Source organism: Achromobacter sp. ES-001 (assembly GCF_019448355.1).
GTDB classification, from domain to species: Bacteria; Pseudomonadota; Gammaproteobacteria; order Burkholderiales; family Burkholderiaceae_B; genus Achromobacter; species Achromobacter spanius_B.
The window spans coordinates 651,359-672,435 of sequence record NZ_CP079940.1; the positions used below are offsets into that span (position 1 = coordinate 651,359).

The 21,077-nt window shown below is 61.8% G+C and carries 19 protein-coding genes and 1 tRNA gene; 12 read left to right on the top strand and 8 right to left on the bottom strand.

Annotation, left to right across the window (positions count from 1 at the left end; all coding sequences use genetic code 11):
• Positions 1-13 precede the first annotated feature (13 nt).
• Positions 14-763: a DUF6776 family protein gene (locus KYT87_RS02830; protein WP_370638745.1), complete on the top strand. Its 750-nt coding sequence runs from the start codon at positions 14-16 to the stop codon at positions 761-763.
• A gap of 86 nt (positions 764-849) precedes the next feature.
• Entirely contained in the window at positions 850-1,221 is a 372-nt protein-coding gene (gene erpA / locus KYT87_RS02835; RefSeq protein ID WP_006217313.1) for an iron-sulfur cluster insertion protein ErpA, read from the top strand.
• Between the two features lie 69 nt (positions 1,222-1,290).
• Here the strand turns inward: erpA and KYT87_RS02840 are convergent, their stop codons facing one another.
• Both KYT87_RS02840 and KYT87_RS02845 read right to left on the bottom strand, forming a co-directional pair.
• On the bottom strand, positions 1,291-2,370 hold the full coding sequence (locus tag KYT87_RS02840) for an anhydro-N-acetylmuramic acid kinase (protein ID WP_255594144.1): 1,080 nt from the start codon (positions 2,368-2,370) through the stop codon (positions 1,291-1,293).
• A 133-nt stretch (positions 2,371-2,503) separates the two neighbouring features.
• Positions 2,504-3,913 (bottom strand): peptidoglycan DD-metalloendopeptidase family protein, encoded by a 1,410-nt coding sequence (locus tag KYT87_RS02845; protein ID WP_046806109.1) that lies wholly within the window; start codon positions 3,911-3,913, stop codon positions 2,504-2,506.
• A gap of 257 nt (positions 3,914-4,170) precedes the next feature.
• Between KYT87_RS02845 and tyrS the strand changes: the two genes are divergently transcribed.
• The 4 genes from tyrS to nrdR all read left to right on the top strand — a co-directional run bounded on the left by tyrS (position 4,171) and on the right by nrdR (position 8,348).
• Positions 4,171-5,400: a tyrosine--tRNA ligase gene (gene tyrS, locus KYT87_RS02850; RefSeq protein WP_120153768.1), complete on the top strand. Its 1,230-nt coding sequence runs from the start codon at positions 4,171-4,173 to the stop codon at positions 5,398-5,400.
• A gap of 72 nt (positions 5,401-5,472) precedes the next feature.
• On the top strand, positions 5,473-6,129 hold the full coding sequence (locus KYT87_RS02855; protein ID WP_104145164.1) for a YbhB/YbcL family Raf kinase inhibitor-like protein: 657 nt from the start codon (positions 5,473-5,475) through the stop codon (positions 6,127-6,129).
• 268 nt (positions 6,130-6,397) lie between these two features.
• On the top strand, positions 6,398-7,648 hold the full coding sequence (gene glyA / locus KYT87_RS02860) for a serine hydroxymethyltransferase (protein WP_046806112.1): 1,251 nt from the start codon (positions 6,398-6,400) through the stop codon (positions 7,646-7,648).
• A gap of 220 nt (positions 7,649-7,868) precedes the next feature.
• On the top strand, positions 7,869-8,348 hold the full coding sequence (nrdR, locus tag KYT87_RS02865) for a transcriptional regulator NrdR (protein WP_046806113.1): 480 nt from the start codon (positions 7,869-7,871) through the stop codon (positions 8,346-8,348).
• Between the two features lie 72 nt (positions 8,349-8,420).
• On the opposite strand, the gene KYT87_RS02870 is transcribed toward nrdR, so the two are convergent.
• Both KYT87_RS02870 and KYT87_RS02875 read right to left on the bottom strand, forming a co-directional pair.
• Entirely contained in the window at positions 8,421-9,383 is a 963-nt protein-coding gene (locus KYT87_RS02870; protein ID WP_219991668.1) for a GlxA family transcriptional regulator, read from the bottom strand.
• A gap of 17 nt (positions 9,384-9,400) precedes the next feature.
• Positions 9,401-9,964: an isochorismatase family protein gene (locus tag KYT87_RS02875; protein ID WP_219991669.1), complete on the bottom strand. Its 564-nt coding sequence runs from the start codon at positions 9,962-9,964 to the stop codon at positions 9,401-9,403.
• A gap of 232 nt (positions 9,965-10,196) precedes the next feature.
• On the opposite strand from KYT87_RS02875, the gene ribD reads away from it, so the two are divergent.
• The 5 genes from ribD to KYT87_RS02900 all read left to right on the top strand — a co-directional run bounded on the left by ribD (position 10,197) and on the right by KYT87_RS02900 (position 17,048).
• Positions 10,197-11,312 (top strand): bifunctional diaminohydroxyphosphoribosylaminopyrimidine deaminase/5-amino-6-(5-phosphoribosylamino)uracil reductase RibD, encoded by a 1,116-nt coding sequence (gene ribD, locus KYT87_RS02880; RefSeq protein WP_219992586.1) that lies wholly within the window; start codon positions 10,197-10,199, stop codon positions 11,310-11,312.
• Positions 11,313-12,082: 770 nt separating this feature from the next.
• The gene (locus KYT87_RS02885; RefSeq protein ID WP_370512763.1) at positions 12,083-13,999 is read left to right on the top strand and encodes a PrkA family serine protein kinase; all 1,917 of its coding nucleotides are present in this window, start codon (positions 12,083-12,085) and stop codon (positions 13,997-13,999) included.
• Between the two features lie 12 nt (positions 14,000-14,011).
• Positions 14,012-15,271, top strand: a complete 1,260-nt coding sequence (locus KYT87_RS02890) for a YeaH/YhbH family protein (RefSeq protein WP_046806118.1) — start codon at positions 14,012-14,014, stop codon at positions 15,269-15,271.
• Entirely contained in the window at positions 15,268-16,821 is a 1,554-nt protein-coding gene (locus KYT87_RS02895; protein ID WP_046806119.1) for a SpoVR family protein, read from the top strand. Before KYT87_RS02890 ends, KYT87_RS02895 begins: the two co-directional genes overlap by 4 nt.
• 136 nt (positions 16,822-16,957) lie before the next feature.
• Positions 16,958-17,048, top strand: a tRNA-Ser gene (locus tag KYT87_RS02900).
• Between the two features lie 124 nt (positions 17,049-17,172).
• Here the strand turns inward: KYT87_RS02900 and KYT87_RS02905 are convergent.
• The 3 genes from KYT87_RS02905 to KYT87_RS02915 all read right to left on the bottom strand — a co-directional run bounded on the left by KYT87_RS02905 (position 17,173) and on the right by KYT87_RS02915 (position 19,525).
• Positions 17,173-17,889 (bottom strand): DUF1120 domain-containing protein, encoded by a 717-nt coding sequence (locus KYT87_RS02905; RefSeq protein WP_219991670.1) that lies wholly within the window; start codon positions 17,887-17,889, stop codon positions 17,173-17,175.
• A 33-nt stretch (positions 17,890-17,922) separates the two neighbouring features.
• Entirely contained in the window at positions 17,923-18,624 is a 702-nt protein-coding gene (locus tag KYT87_RS02910; protein WP_046806120.1) for a DUF1120 domain-containing protein, read from the bottom strand.
• Between the two features lie 181 nt (positions 18,625-18,805).
• Positions 18,806-19,525: a DUF1120 domain-containing protein gene (locus KYT87_RS02915; protein ID WP_052946066.1), complete on the bottom strand. Its 720-nt coding sequence runs from the start codon at positions 19,523-19,525 to the stop codon at positions 18,806-18,808.
• A 249-nt stretch (positions 19,526-19,774) separates the two neighbouring features.
• On the opposite strand from KYT87_RS02915, the gene KYT87_RS02920 reads away from it, so the two are divergent.
• On the top strand, positions 19,775-20,410 hold the full coding sequence (locus KYT87_RS02920) for a response regulator transcription factor (RefSeq protein ID WP_255593851.1): 636 nt from the start codon (positions 19,775-19,777) through the stop codon (positions 20,408-20,410).
• Positions 20,411-20,448: 38 nt separating this feature from the next.
• Here the strand turns inward: KYT87_RS02920 and KYT87_RS02925 are convergent, their stop codons facing one another.
• Positions 20,449-20,901: a hypothetical protein gene (locus tag KYT87_RS02925; protein WP_219991671.1), complete on the bottom strand. Its 453-nt coding sequence runs from the start codon at positions 20,899-20,901 to the stop codon at positions 20,449-20,451.
• Positions 20,902-21,077 lie beyond the last annotated feature (176 nt).

Genomic DNA, 21,077 nt, shown 5'->3' on the forward strand with positions numbered 1-21,077 from the left:
CCCTGCGCGCTTTATGCCCGTCGACGCCCCGTCCTCCCACTCGCCATCCCGCCCAGCAGGCGGGATGCTGCGCATCGTTGCCGGGCTGCTGATCGGCGTGCTGCTGGGAGGCGCCGTCGGTTACGGCTATGCGCTGCGGCAGGCTCGTCCGCCGGACGCCTTGGTGATCAGTACACAACAGGCCGAGGCGCAGGCAGAGGCCATGCGCCAGCAAAACGCGCAGCTGCGCTACACGCAAAGCCAGCTGGATACGGCGGACGGCGAACTCGTCATCGAGCGGTCGGCCCGTCAAGAGCTTGAAACGCAGTTGCGCGTCGCCCAGGCCGAGGTCGGGCGGGTGCGCGACCAGTTGGCGTTCTACGAACAATTATTGCCTGCGGGCCCGGAAGGGTCGGTGGATATCCGGGGCGTGCAGATCGACCGTGAAGGCGGCGGCCTGCGCTACAAAGTGTTGTTGATGCGCAGCGGCCGCAATGGCGGCACGCCGTTTGCGGGCGCGTTGCGGTTTCAAGCCACGGGCGTGCTCAAGGGCGAAACCGTTACTGTCGACCTGGCGCCGATGCAGGTCAAGGCCGAGACCGGCCCGGTAACTACTACAGGCGAAACCACCACGGCCGCCTCGCTGGCATTGCAGTTCGATCAGTACCAACGCAGCCAGGGCATCCTGGCCGTACCCGAGGGATTTGTCCCCGAAAGCGTGACCGTCAGCGTCCTGGAAGGCGAAACCGTCCGCGCGTCGCGAAGTGTCAAACTGGAACTTTGAGTCTAGTCAAGCCCTGCGCTATAGTGACACTATGCGAGCGCCGTTGCCGCTCACCGAAATATGGCCGACCCGGCCAGGAGTGAACCATGAATGCAGTAACCGAAACCGTCGATCTTCAGGCCGCCCCGCCTGTGCCCTTGGTCTTTACCGACTCGGCTGCCGCCAAAGTGAAGGATTTGTTGGCCGAAGAAGGCAACCCTGACCTGAAGCTGCGCGTCTTTGTCCAAGGTGGCGGCTGTTCGGGTTTCCAGTACGGCTTCACGTTTGACGAAGTCGTCAACGAAGACGACACCGTGCTGGACAAGGCCGGCGTCCAACTGCTGGTTGACCCGATGAGCTTCCAATACCTGGTCGGTGCCGAAATCGACTACAAGGAAGACTTGGAAGGCGCGCAATTCGTCATCCGCAATCCCAACGCCAGCACCACGTGCGGCTGCGGTTCCTCGTTCTCGGTGTAATAACCCTGGCAGGAAAGTAAAAGCCCTTCGGCACGCCGAAGGGCTTTTTGCATTGCAGTGATTGGGCGATCAGGCCGGATACAGCGCCCCCAGAATACGCGGCCCGCGTGCACCTGTCACGGCGGGATGCCCGGCCGGCCGCCGCTGCACGAACGCCTGCGCCAGCCACGCAAAGGCCAATGCCTCGACCTGTTGTGCCGGCACGCCCAGCGCGTCGGTTGGCTGTACGGGCCGTTGCAGGCAGTACGCCAGCTCTTGCATCAGGCCCGCGTTGCGCGCGCCTCCTCCGCATACGAAGACGTCCTGCGTGCCCGCCGCCGCGGCATCGATGGCGTTTGCCACGGTGCGGGCGGTCAAGCGTTGCAGCGTGGCCTGCACGTCCTGGGGCGCGGGCTTTGGGCCGTCAAAGGCCGCCAGACGATCATCAAGCCATTGCAGGTTGAACAGGTCGCGCCCGGTGGACTTGGGCGCGGGCAGCGCAAACCACGGTTCGCTGGCGATCAACTGTTCCAGCAGCGGCGCCACCACCTGGCCGGTGGCGGCCCAGCGGCCGTCTGCGTCGTACGGCTGGCCCAGGTGACGCTGGCACCAGGCGTCCAGGAACACGTTCGCGGGGCCGGTATCGAAGCCACGCACGGGCTGGCCCGGAACAAGCAGGGTGACGTTGGCGATACCGCCCAGGTTGAGGACGGCACGGCCATGCGGCGCGCCGAAGATCGCCGCGTGAAAGGGCGGCACCAACGGCGCGCCCTGGCCCCCGGCGGCCACATCGCGGCTGCGAAAATCCGCTACGACGTCGATCCCGGTCAGTTCAGCAAGCAGCGCGGGCGCATTCAATTGCACCGTATATCCGCTATCGGGTCGGTGCCTGACGGTCTGGCCGTGCGCGCCGATGGCGATCACGTCGGTGGCATCCGCTGCGGCGTCCTGAAGCAGGGCGGAAACCGCTTGCGCATACAAGCGGGCAAGCGCGTTGGCGGCCAAGGCGGCGCGAGCCAGCTCATCGTTGCCGGAAACGTTCAGCGCCAAGAGCTCGCGCCGCAGGTTTTCCGGCATGGGCAGGCTGGCGCTGGCCAGCACCTGCGGGGCCTGGGAGTCGCCCAGGCGCACCAGCACGCCGTCCACGCCGTCGACGCTTGTGCCGGACATCAAGCCGATATAAAGCCCCTGGTGTGCGGGCGATGCGGTTGAAGTGGAGTTCACGGGCGCCTCGATAAAAAGAAAAAGGCGGCCGGCAGAGTTTGCGCGGGCCGCCTTTCTGGACGTTTGCGGATCTGGCCGCCTAGCGGCTGGCCACGTTGGTCAGCGCGTCGGGCAGTGTCTGCTGGAATTGCGTCAGCAGTTGGATCTGTTGCTTGTAGGGCGCCACGGCATTGTTGAATGCACGGACTTCCGCCGGTTCCAGGGCACGAGCAACGGGCAGGTCCACCGCCAGTGGGTCGATCGGCTGGTTGTCCACGCGGAACTCGTAGTGCAGGTGCGGGCCGGTGGCCCAGCCGGTGGAACCGACATAGCCCAGCAGTTGCCCCTGCGAGATCTTGGCGCCCTTGGTAATGCCTTCGGCGATGCGGCTCTGGTGCGCGTACAGCGTCGAATACTTGCCGTGGTGCTTCACGATGACGACGTTGCCGTAACCGTTCTGCCAGCCCGAGAACTCGACCGTGCCATCCGCCGTGGAGTGGATCGGCGTGCCCGAAGGCGCCGCGTAGTCCACGCCCTTGTGACCCGTCCACGTTTTGTGGATGGGATGCATGCGCATGCCGAAGGTCGAGCTGATACGGCTGAACTTCAACGCGGTGCGCAGGAACGCACCACGCAGGCTGGTGCCGTCGAAGTCGTAGTACGAACCGGATTTTTCGTCAGGGCTGAACCAGACGGCGTTGTAGGTCTTGCCGCCGTTGATGAATTCCAGAGCCAGCACGCGGCCCGCGCCGGCATAGCGGCCGTCGTGCGAGCGGACTTCGTAGACCACACGGAACTGGTCGCCTTGGCGCAGGTCTCGCAGGAAGTCGATCTTGGCGCTGAGGATGTCGGCCATCTGCATGGTGACCGAGTCCGGAATGCCGGCGGAGTCGGTCGCGCCAAAGAGCGACGACTTGATCGTGCCCACGGCAACGCGCGTCTGGCGCTCGGTGCTTTCGGTGACTTCCTCGGCCTTGTAGGTGTCGCCGGCAGGGGCGACGTGCAGCATGCGCGTGACGACCTGGCCGTCGGTCTCGTTGCCCGGCGTGTGGATGTAACGCAGCCAGATCAGGTTGCCCTGTTCGTCTGTGGCGGCTTGCACCGAGCGGCCCGGGTACAGCTTGTAGATGCTGCGGGCGCTGGGGTCATGCGTCAGGAACGTTTGCAGGCTGGGCGCGTCCAGCTCCAGGCGCTGCAACACCGCGGCCAGCGTGTCGCCGGAGCGAATGCGGGTTTCGCTGATGTACGGCGCGGCGCTGGGCGTGCTGACTTCGACCTGCTCGGCTGTCAGCGGCAGAACGCTCTGGATGATGCGGGACGGGGGGAGTTCGGAGCGGTCGGGTTGCTGCACCATGCCCAGGGCGGCGGCGCCGGCAAACAGACCAATAGCGGTGACGAGAACAGTGCGACGGAAAAGTCCCGAGCGATGCGGCTTGGGCTCAACGGGCGCAAACAGGGCAGCAACTTTGCGCTTGATGCTACTCGCCAGTTCGTGGAGGCCACGATTCATCGTGAAGATACCCTCTCAGGTGGCATGAGCTCGCAGGGTGCGTGACACGAACGGCCCCCGCGCGCCACGATATCCGGGGCAAGGGCTGGCGCGGGGCGCATCTTGTGAACAACGGGTGGTAGACCGAACCACAACTGCGTATATATGGCAGTTGCGTATGATTGGGCGGTATCCTAGCTGATTCGGCTAGAATTTTCGATAGTTTTCGTCACTTTTTACACCTTTTTGTCGGCTGAAGCCGCTTTGGTCCCCCTGCCATGTCTCCCTCTGAAGCCCCTATCACTCCTGAAGTCGAAGCTGATCTGCGTATAGCCAAGCGCGGTTGCGACGAACTGCTGGTTGAATCCGAATTCGCGCGCAAGCTGGCAAAGAGCCGCGCCACCGGTGTGCCGCTGCGCATCAAATTGGGGCTGGACCCCACCGCGCCCGACATCCATCTGGGCCACACGGTGGTGCTGAACAAGATGCGCCAGTTGCAGGACCTTGGCCACAACGTCATCTTCCTGATCGGCGATTTCACCTCGACCATCGGCGACCCCAGCGGCCGCAACAGCACCCGCCCGCCGCTCACGCGCGAGCAGATCGAGTCCAACGCCAAGACGTATTACGCGCAGGCCAGCCTGGTGCTGGACCCGGCGCGTACCGAGATCCGCTACAACTCCGAATGGTGCGATCCGCTGGGTGCTCGGGGCATGATCCAGCTGGCGTCCCGTTATACGGTTGCCCGCATGATGGAACGCGAGGATTTCACCAAGCGCTTCAAGGGTGGCATCCCGATTTCGGTGCACGAATTCCTGTATCCGTTGATGCAGGGCTATGACTCCGTGGCGCTGAAGTCCGATCTGGAGCTGGGGGGCACCGATCAGAAATTCAACTTGCTGGTCGGGCGCGAGCTGCAAAAGGAATACGGCCAGGAGCCCCAGTGCATTTTGACGATGCCGCTGCTGGTCGGTACCGACGGCGTCGAGAAAATGTCCAAGTCCAAGGGCAACTACATCGGTATTTCAGAGTCGCCCGATTCGATGTTCGGCAAGCTGATGTCCATTTCGGACACGCTGATGTGGCGCTACTTCGAACTGCTGTCGTTCCGCTCGCTGGAAGACATCGCTGCCCTCAAGCAAGAGACGGATGGCGGCCGCAACCCGCGTGATGCCAAAGTCATGCTGGCTCAGGAAATCATCACGCGCTTTCATTCGGCCAAGGCGGCGGACGACGCGCTGGCCTCGTTCGAGGCGCGCTTCCGTGACGGCGCCATCCCCGAAGACATGCCCGAAGTGAATATCGGCGGCGCGCCCGTCGGCATCCTGAAGCTGCTGCGCGAGGCCGGCCTGGTCGCATCCGGTTCCGAGGCGCAGCGCAATGTCGAGCAGGGCGGGGTGCGTGTCAATGGCGATCGGGTGGAAGATAAATCGTTGCAATTGCCGGCGGGCACCTACGTGGTGCAAGTGGGCAAGCGCAAGTTCGCGCGTGTTAACTTGAACCCATGATTGCGAAGTTTTGATACGCTGAGGGTACGGACGAAGGCTGGTACGCCTTTGCGGCATTTCAAGGAGCACGACATGAAACTTTCGAGTTTGTCTTTTTCCGATCACGAGTCGATTCCCGAGCGTTATGCGTTCGGCAAAGTCGATGCGCAATCGCACGTCGCGCTGGCAGACAACCACAACCCGCAGTTTTCGTGGGACGACGTCCCAGCGGGAACGCAGTCGTTTGCGTTGATCTGCCATGATCCGGACGTGCCGTCGCAGCCCGATGACGTCAACCAGGAAGGCCGCGAAGTGCCCGCCGACCTGCCCCGCGTTGATTTCTTCCATTGGGTGCTGGTGGACCTGCCGGCGGATCTTCGCGAAATCGACGAAGGCGCGTTCTCCAATGGGATCACGCCGCGCGGAAAAGGCGGCCCGCTGGCGCCGATGGACGCCCGCCAGGGCATCAACTCGTATTCGTCCTGGTTTGCCAACGACCACGACATGAGCGGTGACTACTTCGGCTACGACGGCCCGTGCCCGCCCTGGAACGATTCCATCGTCCACCGCTACGTGTTCACGCTGTATGCGCTGGACGTCCAGAGCCTGAACCTGAACGGTTCATTCACTGGCGAAGACGCGCTGCGCGCCATGCAAAAGCACGTGCTGGCGCAGGCTTCGGTCACGGGCACCTACACGCTGAACCCGCGGCTGGCGCCTAAACAGATCGGCGCAACGTCAGCGACCTGACGCCGTTGCAAAAACCAAAAGGGCCGCCGTTGAGTGCGGCCCTTTTTTTATGCGGCGCCTTGCATGAATCTTGTTCAAGTCGGTATGAGCGCGATTTCCCGCCGTCAGCCTGTGCCGTGGTTTTCGCGCCCGTCGGCCGAAAATTGCCTGCCTTCGGCGCATTTTGGCGGCAATTGATTCTGGTTGACGCGGTAAACTACGCAAATTCTTCGGGTTTACCCACCCGACACTGCTTTCTCCTCTCTTACCGCCTCAGGAATCCCCCGTCATGTTTGACCGCAACCTTACCTTGTCCAAGGCTGACCCGGACGTTTGGGCCGCCATCCAGAAGGAAGACGTTCGCCAAGAGCAGCACATCGAGCTGATCGCTTCGGAGAACTACGCCAGCCCGGCCGTCATGGAAGCCCAAGGCACGCAGCTCACGAACAAGTACGCCGAAGGCTACCCGGGCAAGCGTTACTACGGCGGTTGCGAATACGTGGATGTGGTCGAGCAACTGGCTATCGACCGCCTGAAGCAGATTTTTGGCGCTGAAGCCGCCAACGTACAACCGAACTCGGGCTCGCAAGCGAACCAGGGCGTGTACATGGCCGTGCTCAAGCCGGGCGACACCGTGCTGGGCATGAGCCTGGCTGAAGGCGGCCACCTGACGCACGGCGCCTCGGTCAACGCTTCCGGCAAGCTGTACAACTTCATCTCGTACGGCCTGGACGAAAACGAAGTCCTGAACTACGCGCAAGTCGAGCAGCTGGCCAAGGAACACAAGCCCAAGCTGATCGTGGCTGGCGCGTCGGCATACGCCCTGCACATCGACTTCGAACGCATGGCCCGCATCGCCCGCGAAAACGGCGCGCTGTTCATGGTCGACATCGCCCACTACGCGGGTCTGGTCGCCGGCGGCGCCTATCCCAATCCGGTTCCCCATGCCGACTTCGTCACGTCGACCACGCACAAGTCGCTGCGCGGCCCGCGCGGTGGCGTCATCATGATGAAGGCCGAGCACGAGAAGATCATCAATTCGGCCATCTTCCCCGGCATTCAAGGCGGCCCGCTGATGCACGTCATCGCCGGCAAGGCAGTGGCCTTCAAGGAAGCGCTGGAACCCGGCTTCAAGGACTACGCGCAACAAGTGGTCAAGAACGCCAAGGTGCTGGCCGACACGCTGGTCAAGCGCGGATTGCGCATCGTGTCCGGCCGTACGGAAAGCCACGTCATGTTGGTTGACCTGCGCTCCAAAGGCATCACCGGCAAGGAAGCGGAAGCCGTGCTGGGCCAGGCCCACATCACGGTCAACAAGAACGCCATCCCGAACGACCCGGAAAAGCCCTTCGTGACCAGCGGCATCCGCCTGGGCACCCCGGCCATGACCACGCGCGGTTTCACTGAAGCCGACGCCGAACTCACCGCCAACCTGATCGCCGACGTGCTGGACAACCCGCGCGACGAAGCCAACATCGCCGCCGTGCGTGCCCGGGTCAACGAGTTGACCTCGCGCCTGCCCGTGTACGGCAAGCGTTAAGCCATACGCGGTAAGCAATCAGCCTGCGCGGTTCGCCGCGCGGGCGACGGATAAAGGGACGGCCCCGCAAGGCGCCGTCCCTTTGCTTTGCGCGGCACTGCGGTATCCTCGCGCCATTCAGCGAAAATATTAGGGACAAATTAATCCCTGTCGGCGCTTCCCATGGGCGCGTCGTTACAATATGCTCAAATTTTGCCATTCGTGCCTATAGGGAACACACATGCGGTGTCCATTTTGCGGCAATGCCGAAACGCAGGTCGTCGACAGCCGGGTGTCGGAAGAGGGCGACGCCATCCGTCGCCGCCGCCGTTGCCTGTCCTGTGACAAGCGATTCACCACCTACGAACGGGTGGAACTTGCCATGCCTTCCATCGTGAAGCGCAATGGCAGCCGCAGCGACTACGATCCCGTCAAGCTGCGCGCCAGCCTGAGCCTGGCCCTGCGCAAGCGACCCGTCAGTACTGAAGACGTGGACGCCGCGGTCGCACGCATCGAAGAGCAATTGCTGGCCAGCGGGCTACGCGAAGTGCCGTCGGAACATATCGGCGAGCTGGTCATGAACGAGCTGCGCAAGCTGGATAAGGTGGCGTACGTTCGCTTTGCCTCGGTCTACAAAAGCTTCGAGGACATCGGCGAATTCGTCGAGGCCATCCGTGAAATGCAGGGGCCACTGCTGCCAGGCAAGTTGCGCAAGGAATAAGTCGACGCTGGCAGAGGCCGGCGTTGTCGGGCGGTGGCGATATGACGGTGAAATAGCGGCGCTTCGGCGCCGCTATTTCATGGGCGCCGAACGCGCCAGGCTGGGGGATTGGGGCTGAAACTTGCGCCAGACGCGGCGCATGTGCTGGGCAGATCCGAACCCGGATTTTTCGGCCACGCGCTCCAGGTCCAGCCGGGTTTCACGCAGCAAGTCGCGCGCCAGCGCCACCCGGATCTGGTACAGGTAGTCCATCGGCGTGCAACCGGCGTGCTCACGGAACAGCCGAGTAAGGTGCCGAGGGCTGGTGTGCGCCTGGTCCGCCAACGATTGCGCGGACCATGGCGCGGCGGGATCGCGAACCACCGCGTCCTGCACGCGATGCACGGTGGGGTGCATGTGGCTGCGGTGTTCCAGCCATGGCGACAGCGCGGTATCGGTGCCCGCGCGGCGCTGGTAGACGACCATCTCGCGCGCGACTTCGCTGGCCACGCGCGGCCCGCAGTGACGCGCGACCATATGCAGCGCCAGGTCGATGCCGGCGGTGATGCCCGCGCTGCTGACCAGGTTGCCGTCTTCGATGAAGATGCGGTTGTCATGCACGCGGGCGCTGGGATCAATACTGCTCAGTTGCGCCAGGCATGAGTGGTGGGTGGTGCAGTCGCGCTGGCGGGTCAGCCCCGCCGAGGCCGCAAACAGCGCGCCCGCGCACACCGTCATCAGCGTGAAGCCGTCGGCGGGATGGCGAACGGCCAGCCATTTGATGATGGCGTGCGCGTCGGGGTCCTCCAGGCGGGTGTGTTGGCCGACCACGCCCGAAATAATGACCAGCGCATTGGCCGGCAGCGCCGCCGGCAGTGGCCGGATGCGGGCCAGATGCAAGCCTGCAATCCCGCTTTCCACTTCCGGTGAGGGTCCGCAAAAGTGCTGTTCGAACGTACCCGGGCACAGCTTGTTGGCCACGCGGAACGCTTCCGCCGGCCCCGCCAGGTCCAGGAGAACAATGCCGCGCGGTAGAACGAAATACACCGGAATCATGGGTGCCCGGCCTCGTTTCAGCCCGCCAGCGCGTCCGCTGCCCGCGCAATGCGCGCGAAGCGGACGTTCAGTACCAGTTCGGTATGGTCGCGAATCTCGGCCGGGCTGTAATGCTTGCCCGAAGGGCTTTGCATCGCGAAGGTCAGCGTGGCGTCCGTCGGAAACACCACTTTGAAACCCGCATCGCTGGCATGGCGCGAGGTGGTTTCGCAGCATTGTTCAGTGCGGATGCCGCTGACGATGACGCCTCCCACCCCGTTTTCACGCAACCAATCGTGCAGCGTTGCGCCGTTGGCATCAACCGCAAACAGCGACGAATGCACAGTTTTGTGGAAAACGGCCGTGGGCGAAATGCGGAGCTCGGCAAGCGTTTTGACTTGTCCCGAAGCCAGCGAGAAGGGGTTGGACGCGTCGTCCGACGGGCTTTTGTGAAACACCTGCAGCACCGGAATGTCTTTGGCGCGCGCCGAATCGATCAGGCCCTGGAGCTGCGTCACGAACGCGGGGTACTCGGTTTCGTCCCAAAACGGACGTTGCCGAAAAGACTCTTGGACGTCGATGACGATCAGTGCTTGTTTCATGGTCCGGCCTCCAGGCCTAGGGTTTTTGAGGGGGTAGCGGTATTATGCGACGCCTTGCAGCGCCCGGCGAGCCATTCCCGGGCCAGTTATCGGCCCAAAACGGACATTCCTGTTGCGAGGTCCCTGGCAGCAGCTTACCCCTATCCGCGGCCTGCCGGAACGACCGCATGCGCGTCGCCGGACATACAATTCCGCCATGACACACCCAAGCGAATCCGACGATATTTCCTGGATGCGCCGCGCCCTGGCGCTGGCCGAAAGCGTGCTTTACACCACCGCGCCGAACCCGCGCGTAGGCTGCGTCATCGTGCGCGATGGGCAAGTGCTGGGAGAGGGCGCCACACAGCCTCCAGGCGGCCCTCATGCCGAAATCGGCGCGTTGCGTGACGCCAAGGCGCGTGGCCACGACGTAACAGGCGCCACGATCTACGTCACGCTTGAGCCCTGCAGCCATTTCGGGCGCACACCGCCTTGTGTTGACGCCGTGCTGGCGGCCCGGCCGGCGCGCGTGGTCGTCGCCATCGGCGACCCCAACCCGCTGGTCAACGGACAGGGGCTGGCGCGCTTGCGCGCCGCCGGCATCCAGGTGACGACGGGCGTGTGCGTTCAAGAAGCGCTTGCGTTGAATGCCGGTTTTATTTCGCGCATGAGCCACGGCTTGCCCTGGGTGTGGATGAAGATGGCGGCGTCGCTGGATGGGCGCAGCGCGCTGCATAACGGGATGTCGCAATGGATTACCGGGCCGCAAGCCCGGGCGGATGGCCACCGGTGGCGCGCACGCAGCTGCGTCGTGCTGACCGGGATGGGCACCGTGTTGAAAGACAATCCGCTGCTGAACGTGCGCGACGTCGACACACCGCGCCAGCCGCGCAAAGCCGTCGTTGATGGCCAATTTGCCATTCCCGAAGATGCCCGCCTGTTCGATGGGGGGCCAGTGATTCTGTTCACCGCGCGCGAAGATGCCGCCAAGGCCTCACGGCTGGCCGACAAGAACGCGCGCGTCATCCACATGCCGGGGGCCGTGCCGGGTCGCGTGGACCTTGGCGGCATGATGCGCTGGTTCGCGCAAGCAGAGTTCAACGAAGTGCACGTCGAGGCCGGTGCCGGCCTGAGCGGCGCGTTGGTCGGCGCGGGCTGCGTCGACGAATTGCTGTTGTATCTGGCGCCTGTCCTGCTTGGCGACGCGGCGGGCATGGTCCGTTTGCCCATGCTTGAGCACTTGGATGCCGCGCACCGCTACGAATTTATCGACAGCGTCATGGTGGGCGCGGACCTGCGTTTGCGTGCTCGCGTGCAAGCCACTTGGCGCGAGCTGATGCAGCGCGTGGCGTTGCCGACGTCGGTTTGATGCGGTCTTGGTTTGAACATCGTCGCACGTTCAAGGCAAGGTGCTAGCACTCGTCACAGGCGGCTGCCAATCGCGTTTTTCACGACGCATTGACGATGCTTTGCGTCGTGTCCGGCACGGCAATTGCGGCAAAGTTTGCGACTGTTTGCTCGCTCCTTTGCTTGCTGAAAACCCGCATTACGATTTTGATCATTACGCCAAATGAATTGCCACAAAACCGTCAATTGGCTTTAGCATAGACACATGACTTGGCGCTTCCTGCCTGCGGCCATCACCGCAAAGTGCTATGCGCCCACGTCACCACGGATTCCCGTGCCGCAGTATCGGCGCTGTTTCATAACCGACCGGCACGCTGCTGAATGAAGCGCAACGCGCTCTTCAGAACGTTCGCCGCCATCGCATGGCGGACGCATCGAGCTACTGCTCGAATCATAAGAATCCACCGGGATATCGCTCATCCCTTCAAATCATTGCCGTCCATTTCATGTGCGGTCGCACCACGCATGGCTGCCATAGCAATATGCTGAAGATGAGCGAGTTAACTTATTCACGTAAGTTGCATTCCCTGACGGAACTTGTGTCAGGCGCTTGCAGCCTAACTGGAAAGGGTCCGACCGTGCTTCATGGTTGATGTGTGGCGAAAGCAACATAACAACTGGCCGAAAACGCCAAACGCGAGATTGACTGGTAAAGCGTCGGCACTTAGGCACAATGGGGACACGTAGGCGTAGTGAATTTTTCGCGTGTTGTAGGAGGTTTCCGTGCAAAACATCGTCGAAGGCTTCAAGTCGCAGTATGCAAGAGAGCAGGAGTCAGAGCTTTCTCTTGAGGAGTATCTGAACCTCGCCAAACGTGATCCCATGGCGTATGCCAGCCCCGCTGAGCGCATGCTGGCGGCGATCGGCGAACCCGAAGTCGTGGATACGCGCAACGACCCACGTCTTTCCCGTTTGTTTTCCAACCGGACCATCCGGCGCTATCCGGCGTTTCAGGAGTTCTACGGCATGGAGGACGTGATCGGTCAGATCGTCGCGTTCTTCAAACACGCCGCGCAAGGGCTGGAAGAGCGCAAGCAAATCCTCTATCTGCTGGGCCCCGTCGGTGGCGGTAAGTCGTCCATCGCCGAACGTCTGAAGGCCCTGATGGAAAGCTATCCCATCTATGCCCTGAAGGGTTCCCCCGTCAATGAATCGCCGCTGGGCTTGTTCCATCCGGAACGCTTTGGCGACACGCTTGAAAAGGAATACGGCATTCCGCGCCGGTACCTGACGGGCATCATGTCGCCGTGGGCGGTCAAGCGGCTGAAGGAGTTCGACGGCGACATCTCGCAATTCCGTGTCGTGCGCTTGAACCCGTCGGTGTTGCGTCAAGTGGCCATCGCCAAGACCGAACCGGGCGACGAAAACAACCAGGACATTTCCTCGCTGGTCGGCAAGGTCGACATCCGCAAGCTGGATCGACATTCGCAAGACGACCCGGACGCTTACAGCTACTCCGGCGGCTTGTGCCTGGCGAACCAGGGGCTGTTGGAATTCGTGGAAATGTTCAAGGCCCCGATCAAGATGCTGCACCCGCTGCTGACGGCCACGCAGGAAGGCAACTTCAAGGGCACCGAAGGCTTTTCCGCGATTCCGTTCAACGGCACGATCCTGGCGCACTCGAACGAATCGGAATGGCAGACCTTCCGCAACAACAAGCACAACGAAGCGTTCCTTGATCGTATCTATATCGTCAAGGTGCCGTACTGCTTGCAGGTGTCTGAAGAAGTCCGCATCTACGAAAAGCTGTTGCATCACAGCTCGTTGTCGGCCGCACCGTGCGCGCCGGGAACGCTGGATATGATGGCCCAGTTCTCGGTGCTGACGCGTCTGAAGGAACCTGAAAACTCCAGCATCTATTCCAAGTTGCGCGTCTATGACGGCGAAAGCCTGAAAGACGTGGACCCCAAGGCCAAGGCGCTGCAAGAGTACAAGGACTACGCGGGCACCGATGAAGGCATGAATGGCGTGTCGACGCGTTTCGCGTACAAGATCCTGTCCAGCGTCTTCAACTACGACCAGACCGAGGTAGCGGCCAACCCCGTGCATCTGATGTATGTGCTTGAGCAACGCATCGGGCGCGAAGACTATCCGGAAGAAATTCGCCGTCGCTATCTTGAATTCATCAAGGGGTTCCTGGCGCCGCGTTATGCGGAATTCATCGGCAAGGAAATTCAGACCGCCTATCTTGAGTCGTATTCGGAGTATGGCCAGAACATCTTTGACCGCTACGTCACGTTTGCCGACTGCTGGATTCAGGACGAAGAATTCCGTGATCCGGAAACGGGCGAAAGCTTCGATCGCAGCGCGTTGAACGACGAGCTGGAAAAGATCGAGAAGCCGGCAGGTATTGCGAACCCGAAGGACTTCCGCAACGAGATCGTGAACTTCGTGCTGCGGGCGCGCGCCAATAACAATGGCCGCAACCCGACCTGGACCAGCTATGAAAAGCTGCGCGAAGTGATCGAGAAGAAGATGTTCTCGAATACGGAAGATCTGCTGCCGGTGATTTCGTTCAACGCCAAGGCTTCGGCCGAGGACAAAACGAAACACCAGAGCTTTGTGGATCGCATGGTGGAAAAGGGCTACACGGAAAAGCAGGTCAGGCTGCTGTGCGAGTGGTACCTCCGAGTGAGGAAGTCTTCCTGAGCGAGGTGAATCATGAATTCACTGATCGATCGCCGTCTTAACGGGCGCAATAAAAGCGCCGTCAACCGCGAGCGTTTTTTGCGGCGCTACAAGGACCAGATCCGCAAGGCGGTTCACGGGATGATCCGTGACCGCTCCATTCAGGATATGGATCAAGGCGGAGAGATCAACCTGCCCGCCCGGGATATTTCCGAGCCGACTTTCCGGCACGGATCGGGCGGTGACCGCGAAATGGTCCACCCTGGCAATCGCGAGTTTGCCAAGGGTGACACCATCGACCGGCCGCAGGGAGGCCAAGGCGAGGGCGGGTCCGAGCCGGGCGAAGGGGAATCGGTCGACCAATTCACCTTCAGCCTGTCACGGGCCGAGTTTCTGAATCTGTTCTTCGAGGACCTGGAACTGCCGCATCTGGCGCGCAACCAGTTGGGCGAAGTCAGCCAAAAGAAGTGGCAGCGCGCGGGCTACACCACGACCGGTTCGCCCAGCATGTTGAGCATCAGCCGTACGCTCAAGTCATCGCTGGCCCGCCGGGTTTCACTGAACGTAAAGGCCCGCGCCGATCTCGAAGACGCGGAAAAGGCCTTGGCCGATGCACGCGCGGCGGGTGCGCCCGCCGCGACGATCCGCACGCTGGAGCAGGACGTCGAAGATTGCCGCGAGCGCCTCGCCCGTGTGCCGTTCCTGGATGACCTTGACCTGCGCTACCGCAATCGCGTGTCCGTGGCCATCCCGATGGCGCGCGCGGTCATGTTCTGCCTGATGGACGTGTCCGGTTCCATGGACGAAGGCAAGAAGGACCTGGCCAAGCGCTTCTTCACCCTGCTGTATCTGTTCCTGTCGCGCAAGTACGAACACGTGGACCTGGTTTTCATCCGCCACACCGACAACGCCGAGGAAGTCGATGAGCAGACTTTCTTCTACGACCCCAAGAGCGGCGGCACCATTGTGTTGTCGGCATTGGAGCTGATGCGCGAGATTCTGGAAAAGCGCTATCCGCCTTCGGCGTGGAACGTGTACGCGGCGCAAGCCAGTGACGGCGATTCGTTTGGCGCCGACGCGGGTAAAAGCGCGCGCTTCCTGGCGGAACACTTGCTGCCGTCGACACGGTATTTCGCCTATATCGAAATTCCCGACTCGCAAGAGGCTCGCAAGAGCAGCCTGTGGGCCGAGTATGAACAGAAGCTGGAGCCGCATTTCGTTATGCGGCGCATCTGCGATCGCGGCGAAATCTTTCCCGTGTTCCATGACCTGTTCAAGAAGGAAACCGCATGAATGCCATCGTGGGTGCTCTCGTGGAGCCGAAATCGGCCGGCGGGGCTCGGCCGATTTCCCAAGGTTCCGAATGGACGTTCGAACTGATCCAGTCCTATGACGACGCGATTTCCAAGGTCGCGGCCGAGTACGGCCTGGATACGTATCCGAACCAGATCGAGGTGATTACCTCGGAACAAATGCTGGACGCCTATGCGTCGGCCGGCCTGCCCATCGGCTATCCGCACTGGTCGTACGGCAAGGAATTCATCCGCAACGAGCAATACTATCGGCGCGGCATGCAGGGCCTGGCTTACGAAATCGTCATCAACTCCAACCCCTGCATCTCGTACCTCATGGAAGAAAACTCCATGACGATGCAGGCGCTGGTGATTGCGCACGCCTGCTACGGCCACAACTCGTTCTTCAAGGGCAATTACCTGTTCCGGCAATGGACCGACGCCGATGGCGTGCTGGACTATCTGGTGTTCGCGCGCAAGTATGTGATGTCGTGTGAAGACCGCTACGGCATTGACGCCGTCGAGGCGCTGCTGGATTCCTGCCACGCGCTGTCCCACCACGGGGTTGATCGCTACAAGCGTCCGGCGCCCATGTCGCTGAAGGAAGAGGCCGCGCGCCAAGCCGAGCGCAAGGAACATGCGCGGCTGCAATACAACGACCTGTGGCGCACCTTGCCTCGCTTGGAAACGGACAAGGACACGCGCACGGAAACGCCCGCGTTCCCCCCCGAGCCCGAAGAGAACTTGCTGTACTTCATTGAGAAGTACTCGCCCAAGCTGGCGCCGTGGCAGAAAGAGCTGGTGCGTATCGTGCGCAAGATCGCCCAGTACTTCTACCCGCAGACGCAGACCAAGGTCATGAACGAAGGGTGGGCCACGTTCTGGCACTACACCATCCTGAACCGCTTGCATGAAAAAGGACTGGTCAACGACGGCTTCATGATGGAGTTTCTGCAAAGCCATACCAACGTGGTCAGCCAGCGCGGCTTTGATGAGCGCGGTTATGGCGGCATCAACCCGTACGCGCTGGGCTTTGCCATGATGACGGACATCCGCCGCATCTGCGAAGCCCCTACCGATGAGGACCGCCGGTGGTTCCCCGACATCGCGGGCGGCGACTGGCAAAAAACGTTGGACTTCGCCATGCGCAACTTCAAGGACGAGTCCTTCATTTCGCAATACCTGTCGCCGCGCCTGATCCGGGAGTTCCGCTTCTTTGCCATCTCGGATCATCAAGCCAACCCGAAGCTGGAAGTGGCTGCCATCCACAACGACGAAGGCTATCGCGACATCCGCCGGCTGTTGGCCGCGCAGCACAATCGCGACAACCAGGTGCCCGATATCCAGGTGGTTCGCTTCAATCGCGATTCGGACCGTTCCTTGGTGCTGCGGCATTTGAAAAGCCGTGGCCGTCCCTTGGCCGGGGATGACGCCGAGCAGGTGATGAAGCATCTGGCGCGCCTGTGGGGCTTCAAGGTCCGCCTTGAAGAGACCGAGCCGGACGGCACCGTCAGCTCATATCGCGAACAGGAACCGCCCGCCGCGCACTAAGGGCCGGGACGCACCACGGCGAACGTGTGGTGCGTCCCTGTTTCCTCCCTGGCTTGCCTCGTTACTTCGAAACCTGCTAGAATCGCGGATTCGCAATTTTCGCAGCGTCTTTTTGGCTGCCGAAAAGTGTCGATTAGGACAGGTGGCCGAGCGGTTGAAGGCGCACGCCTGGAAAGCGTGTATACGTCAAAAGCGTATCGGGGGTTCGAATCCCCCTCTGTCCGCCAAGAATACTGATGGCAAGGCAATTGCCCTCCACGTTGTACCGATCCGATCGGTGCGCATGAAATACATAAGGCCCTCGACTTCGATGAAGTCGGGGGCCTTTTTGTATTGCGGGCGGCTGTGCGGCTACAGGTAGCGCAACGTGAACGTCACCGAACCATCAAGCGGGATTTCCTTGGACGTCGGCAAAGCTGCGGTTCTGTTCAGCACGGGTATCACCGCCAGGCTCACGGACGCGGTCGTGATTGGCATGACGGAGGCGTCTTTGCCGAATGAGTACTCATCCGTGGGATTTAAGTTGATGGTGTCCACGGCCGATTGAACCGGCCAGCTTGGCGCCCCACTTGGACGGGATAGAACCATGGACGTGCTCAGGAAGGGCGGAACGCCATCAACAACAGTGGCCTGGGGGCGCACCAGCAGTACGACGGCGCCGATCTTGACATCATCGATACGGCCCAGCCCCCAAGCATGGGGTGCGCCGTTCACCGGGTTTTGATAAGGCCAGGGCATGCCGGCGGCGCTGGCTTCCTGATGCGTGATAGCACTGTCCGGACGGTTTTCATGGACCGTGAACGCGACGCGCGTCGGGCCGCCACAAACGATTTCCAAGCGGGGGCGTTCTTCGGGCAGCAACGTGCCGTTGTGGTTCAGGCTTTGGAACGGCAACGTCCCGAAATCGATGGCACCCCCTCCGCCAACCCCCAGATTGCAAGCTGGCGGAGTGAGTTGACCGGCGATGACCAGGTTCGCTTGGCCGGTCGCGGCATGCGTGCTGCTTGCAGCGGCCAGGGCCAAGCAGGCGAAAAGACGTGGCGCGGTTGTCATCCTGTCAGCAAACATGGTCAGGATCGTGCGTATGCCACCGGAACGTACTCACAGGTAACGCAAAGTGAACGTGATCGACCCATCCAACGGAATTTCGTTCGCGGACGGCAAGGTCGCCGGTTGGGCGATCATGGGCGTGAGCCCCATTGTCAATTGCGCGTTCGTGATCGGTACGGCGGGGCCGCCAATCGGGCCGAACGAGTATTCGAGGTCAGGGCTGAGGTTCAGGGAGTAATGCGACGACGCCAACGACCAGCTACTGCTGCCCGTGGGGCGTGCAAGGACCTTCTGCGCACCGGCCGTGGTCAGCAGCACGCCATCGACCGTGGTGGTAGCGGGGGTGATCAGTCCGATCAAGGCGCCGGTCTTGATTTTTTGGCCGTCCGCAAAGCCCAGGCCCCAGGAATACTTGCTGCCGTTTTCGGGGTTTTGGTACGGCCAGTTCAGGTTGGGGGCCTCCTGGATCGTGATGCCCGAGCCTGCCCGGTTATCCAGCGCGACAACGCTGACGCGCGTGGGCCCGCCGCAGTTGATCTGCAGGGCGGTGTCTTTGCTGCCCAGGTTCGTGCCATTGTTGTCCAAGGCGTTGAACGCGATGACGTCAAAGTCCAGCGTTGCGTTGCCGCCGAAATGAGCATTGCATGCCGGTGGCATGAGTTTGCCCGTCACATTGAGGTCACTATTGCCAGCAGCGTGCGATGCGGCAGCCAGCGTGGCAAAGGCCACGCCGACGAAGAATTGGTTTTTCATGATGAACGTTCCTGATGTGAACAAATGCCGTCCACGGAAGACAGCGAGCGAGCTGGCCCTGGCGTTATGCAACGGCAGCGGCGCTGTGCGGCCGTTGAAGGCCGCACAGCCAGACGCCGCGCTTGTTATAAGGGCTTGTTCGATTGCGACAGGGCGCCACAGCGCGCCCTATGCAATGCGTTTACAGGTAGACCAGCGAGATCGTGGCGCTGCCATTCAGGTCAATGGCAGTGCTGGTCGGCAGAGCGGCAGCGCGGTTGATCGTCGGGGTGACGGTAAGCGAGCCGGTTACCGAAGCGACCGCTGCCGGCGTGGCGCCGGCGCCCGGCGAACCCAGGAAGAACGCATAGGTGTAATTGGGGCTGATGAACTGCCGCTGTATGGCTTCGGCAAGCCAAGTGCGCTTGTCCGCGCTGTAGAGGACGGTGGCCTTGGTGTCGTCGGCTTGGACGTCGCCTTCCTTGAAACCGAACATGTAGCCGCCGATAGGAATCTGCGTGTCGTCGGCGCCGGCAACGGAACCAAGGCCGAAGATGAACGGGTCGTTGATGGTGGCGTTGGTTGAGCCCCACGCATTGACGTTCAACGAGGCCTTCAGAACTTTGCTGCTGGCGCGGTTGTCTACAACGTGCAGGCCCACGCGCGTCTTGCCGTTGCAGGTGATGTTCAGGCCGATGGTCTTGGAATCCAGTTTGGTGCCGTCGTGAGCGAGTGAGTTGAACGCGTGCTCACCGAAGTTCAGTATTCCCCCGCCAGCCAGTTCAAGGTTGCACGAAGGCGGGGTGATGCGGCCGATGATTGTCAGGTCCGCGGTGGGAGCAGCTTGAGCCGAGGCGGCGATCAAAAAGCTTGCGGCGAGAAGGCAACGCAGGGCGGGCAGAGGGCGTACCGAGTGATTCATGACTATCCAATTTCTGGTGGGACAAAGGAATCACTCTAGGAGACAGATGCCTTTTAGGATATAGGCATGAGCCTAATCTTCATTACAGTTGCGTAAACGGCTGCGTTACTATTTGTCCACGTTGGTTTTTCGCTCAACGAGAATCAGTGGAAAATCTGGGCTCTACCGGGGAATTCCATATTGTCTGCCTCCCATTTCTATCCGTTGCGCATCGCAATCCTGGATGATCATCCGGTAGTGCGGGCTGGCATGTCCGCCTACCTCTCGCAGAACCGGGACATTTTTGTCATCGGTGAGTTCGAGACCAGTCGCGACATGATTCGGGCGCTTGCGGCCCAGCCCGTCGACGTGCTGTTGATCGACTATTCGCTGGGCCCGGCCGAGGTCGACGGCATTTCGCTGATCAAGATGCTGCGCATCAAGTTTCCCGACGCGCGCATCTTGGTGTTTTCCGCGCTCTACGACCCCGCAACCGTTGCGTTGGCCTTGCGTTCCGGTGCGCACGGCTTTGTGGGCAAGGGCGGACGCGAAGAGGAAATCGTGCTGGCGCTGCGCAAGGTGGCGGCGGGCGGCATCTACTGCGATCCCCAGATGACGTATCTGCTGTCTGGCGCAAGCACCGAACAGACCGAGCCCTTGGCGGGCGCCACGCCTTCGGACGACACAAGCTTGTCCGCATCGACGAGCGGCCTGCTGGATGGCGCATCGTTGTCGGGTCGCGAACGTGAGGTGATTCGCTGCTTGCTCGCGGGCATGACCATTTCCGACATTGCGATCAAGTTTGGGCGCAGCCCCAAAACCATCAGCGCGCAAAAAGGCACGGCCTATCGCAAACTGGGCGTCACCACGGACAACGGCTTGTTCAAGCTGTGCGGGCTTTTGTAAGTCCAACGCTCACCGCCATGGACGGCGAACGGCCCCTGCTATCGATCCACCAATTCAAGCTGTAAGGTCGCCGACCATTCCGTCTGGTCCGCGACGCGTATGTCGGCATCGCTTACTTCCGGGTTCAACGCGATCTGGGCGGTAAGACTGCGTCCGGCGCGGCCGTTCTCCAGCATCACGATGTCGCCGGGCCGCAGGGCGATGCGGGGCTGAGCGCCATGGAGCGCGTCGGGGTTGATGACACGAGTTTCGTCGCCGTCAATGCGGACGTGGCTGAGCGTGACGTGCAAAGCACCGCTGCCCGCGAACTTGGCGGCGCCCTGATGTCCGGGGGCGGCGTTCAGGCGCAGTGCGATGGGGCGCTCGGTAGGGCAGTTGACGGTCAGGGGCACCACACGCGGCTCAAGCTGGTAGCGCTGGTTTCCATCCAGACTTAGCTGCCCAGCCGTGAAGCTGCCGTAGTCGACGATGGCTTGGCCGAATGACACCATGCAGCCCGCTGTCGGCGCTGCGGTTGCCCCGCGCGTCATGGACGGTGAGGGCGACGCTTGCGCCATGGCAGACGGGGCCCAGGCACCGGTCGCCAGCATCGTTGCCAGCGCCAGCGCGAGCCGGCACGATCGAATGAGACGAGTGTGGGCGGGAGTCATGGGGTCCTTTTGCGATA

What these genes read in the sequence shown, in the direction of transcription:
- KYT87_RS02905 (WP_219991670.1), bottom strand. Translation starts at nt 17,889, where the DNA reads ATGTTTGCTGACAGGATGACAACCGCGCCACGTCTTTTCGCCTGCTTG.
- nrdR (WP_046806113.1), top strand. Translation starts at nt 7,869, where the DNA reads ATGCGGTGTCCATTTTGCGGCAATGCCGAAACGCAGGTCGTCGACAGC.
- KYT87_RS02910 (WP_046806120.1), bottom strand. Translation starts at nt 18,624, where the DNA reads ATGAAAAACCAATTCTTCGTCGGCGTGGCCTTTGCCACGCTGGCTGCC.
- tyrS (WP_120153768.1), top strand. Translation starts at nt 4,171, where the DNA reads ATGTCTCCCTCTGAAGCCCCTATCACTCCTGAAGTCGAAGCTGATCTG.
- KYT87_RS02830 (WP_370638745.1), top strand. Translation starts at nt 14, where the DNA reads ATGCCCGTCGACGCCCCGTCCTCCCACTCGCCATCCCGCCCAGCAGGC.
- erpA (WP_006217313.1), top strand. Translation starts at nt 850, where the DNA reads ATGAATGCAGTAACCGAAACCGTCGATCTTCAGGCCGCCCCGCCTGTG.
- KYT87_RS02895 (WP_046806119.1), top strand. Translation starts at nt 15,268, where the DNA reads ATGAATGCCATCGTGGGTGCTCTCGTGGAGCCGAAATCGGCCGGCGGG.
- KYT87_RS02920 (WP_255593851.1), top strand. Translation starts at nt 19,775, where the DNA reads ATGTCCGCCTACCTCTCGCAGAACCGGGACATTTTTGTCATCGGTGAG.
- KYT87_RS02875 (WP_219991669.1), bottom strand. Translation starts at nt 9,964, where the DNA reads ATGAAACAAGCACTGATCGTCATCGACGTCCAAGAGTCTTTTCGGCAA.
- KYT87_RS02890 (WP_046806118.1), top strand. Translation starts at nt 14,012, where the DNA reads ATGAATTCACTGATCGATCGCCGTCTTAACGGGCGCAATAAAAGCGCC.
- ribD (WP_219992586.1), top strand. Translation starts at nt 10,197, where the DNA reads ATGCGCCGCGCCCTGGCGCTGGCCGAAAGCGTGCTTTACACCACCGCG.
- KYT87_RS02915 (WP_052946066.1), bottom strand. Translation starts at nt 19,525, where the DNA reads ATGAATCACTCGGTACGCCCTCTGCCCGCCCTGCGTTGCCTTCTCGCC.
- KYT87_RS02870 (WP_219991668.1), bottom strand. Translation starts at nt 9,383, where the DNA reads ATGATTCCGGTGTATTTCGTTCTACCGCGCGGCATTGTTCTCCTGGAC.
- KYT87_RS02840 (WP_255594144.1), bottom strand. Translation starts at nt 2,370, where the DNA reads ATGTCCGGCACAAGCGTCGACGGCGTGGACGGCGTGCTGGTGCGCCTG.
- KYT87_RS02845 (WP_046806109.1), bottom strand. Translation starts at nt 3,913, where the DNA reads ATGAATCGTGGCCTCCACGAACTGGCGAGTAGCATCAAGCGCAAAGTT.
- KYT87_RS02855 (WP_104145164.1), top strand. Translation starts at nt 5,473, where the DNA reads ATGAAACTTTCGAGTTTGTCTTTTTCCGATCACGAGTCGATTCCCGAG.
- KYT87_RS02925 (WP_219991671.1), bottom strand. Translation starts at nt 20,901, where the DNA reads ATGGTGTCATTCGGCCAAGCCATCGTCGACTACGGCAGCTTCACGGCT.
- glyA (WP_046806112.1), top strand. Translation starts at nt 6,398, where the DNA reads ATGTTTGACCGCAACCTTACCTTGTCCAAGGCTGACCCGGACGTTTGG.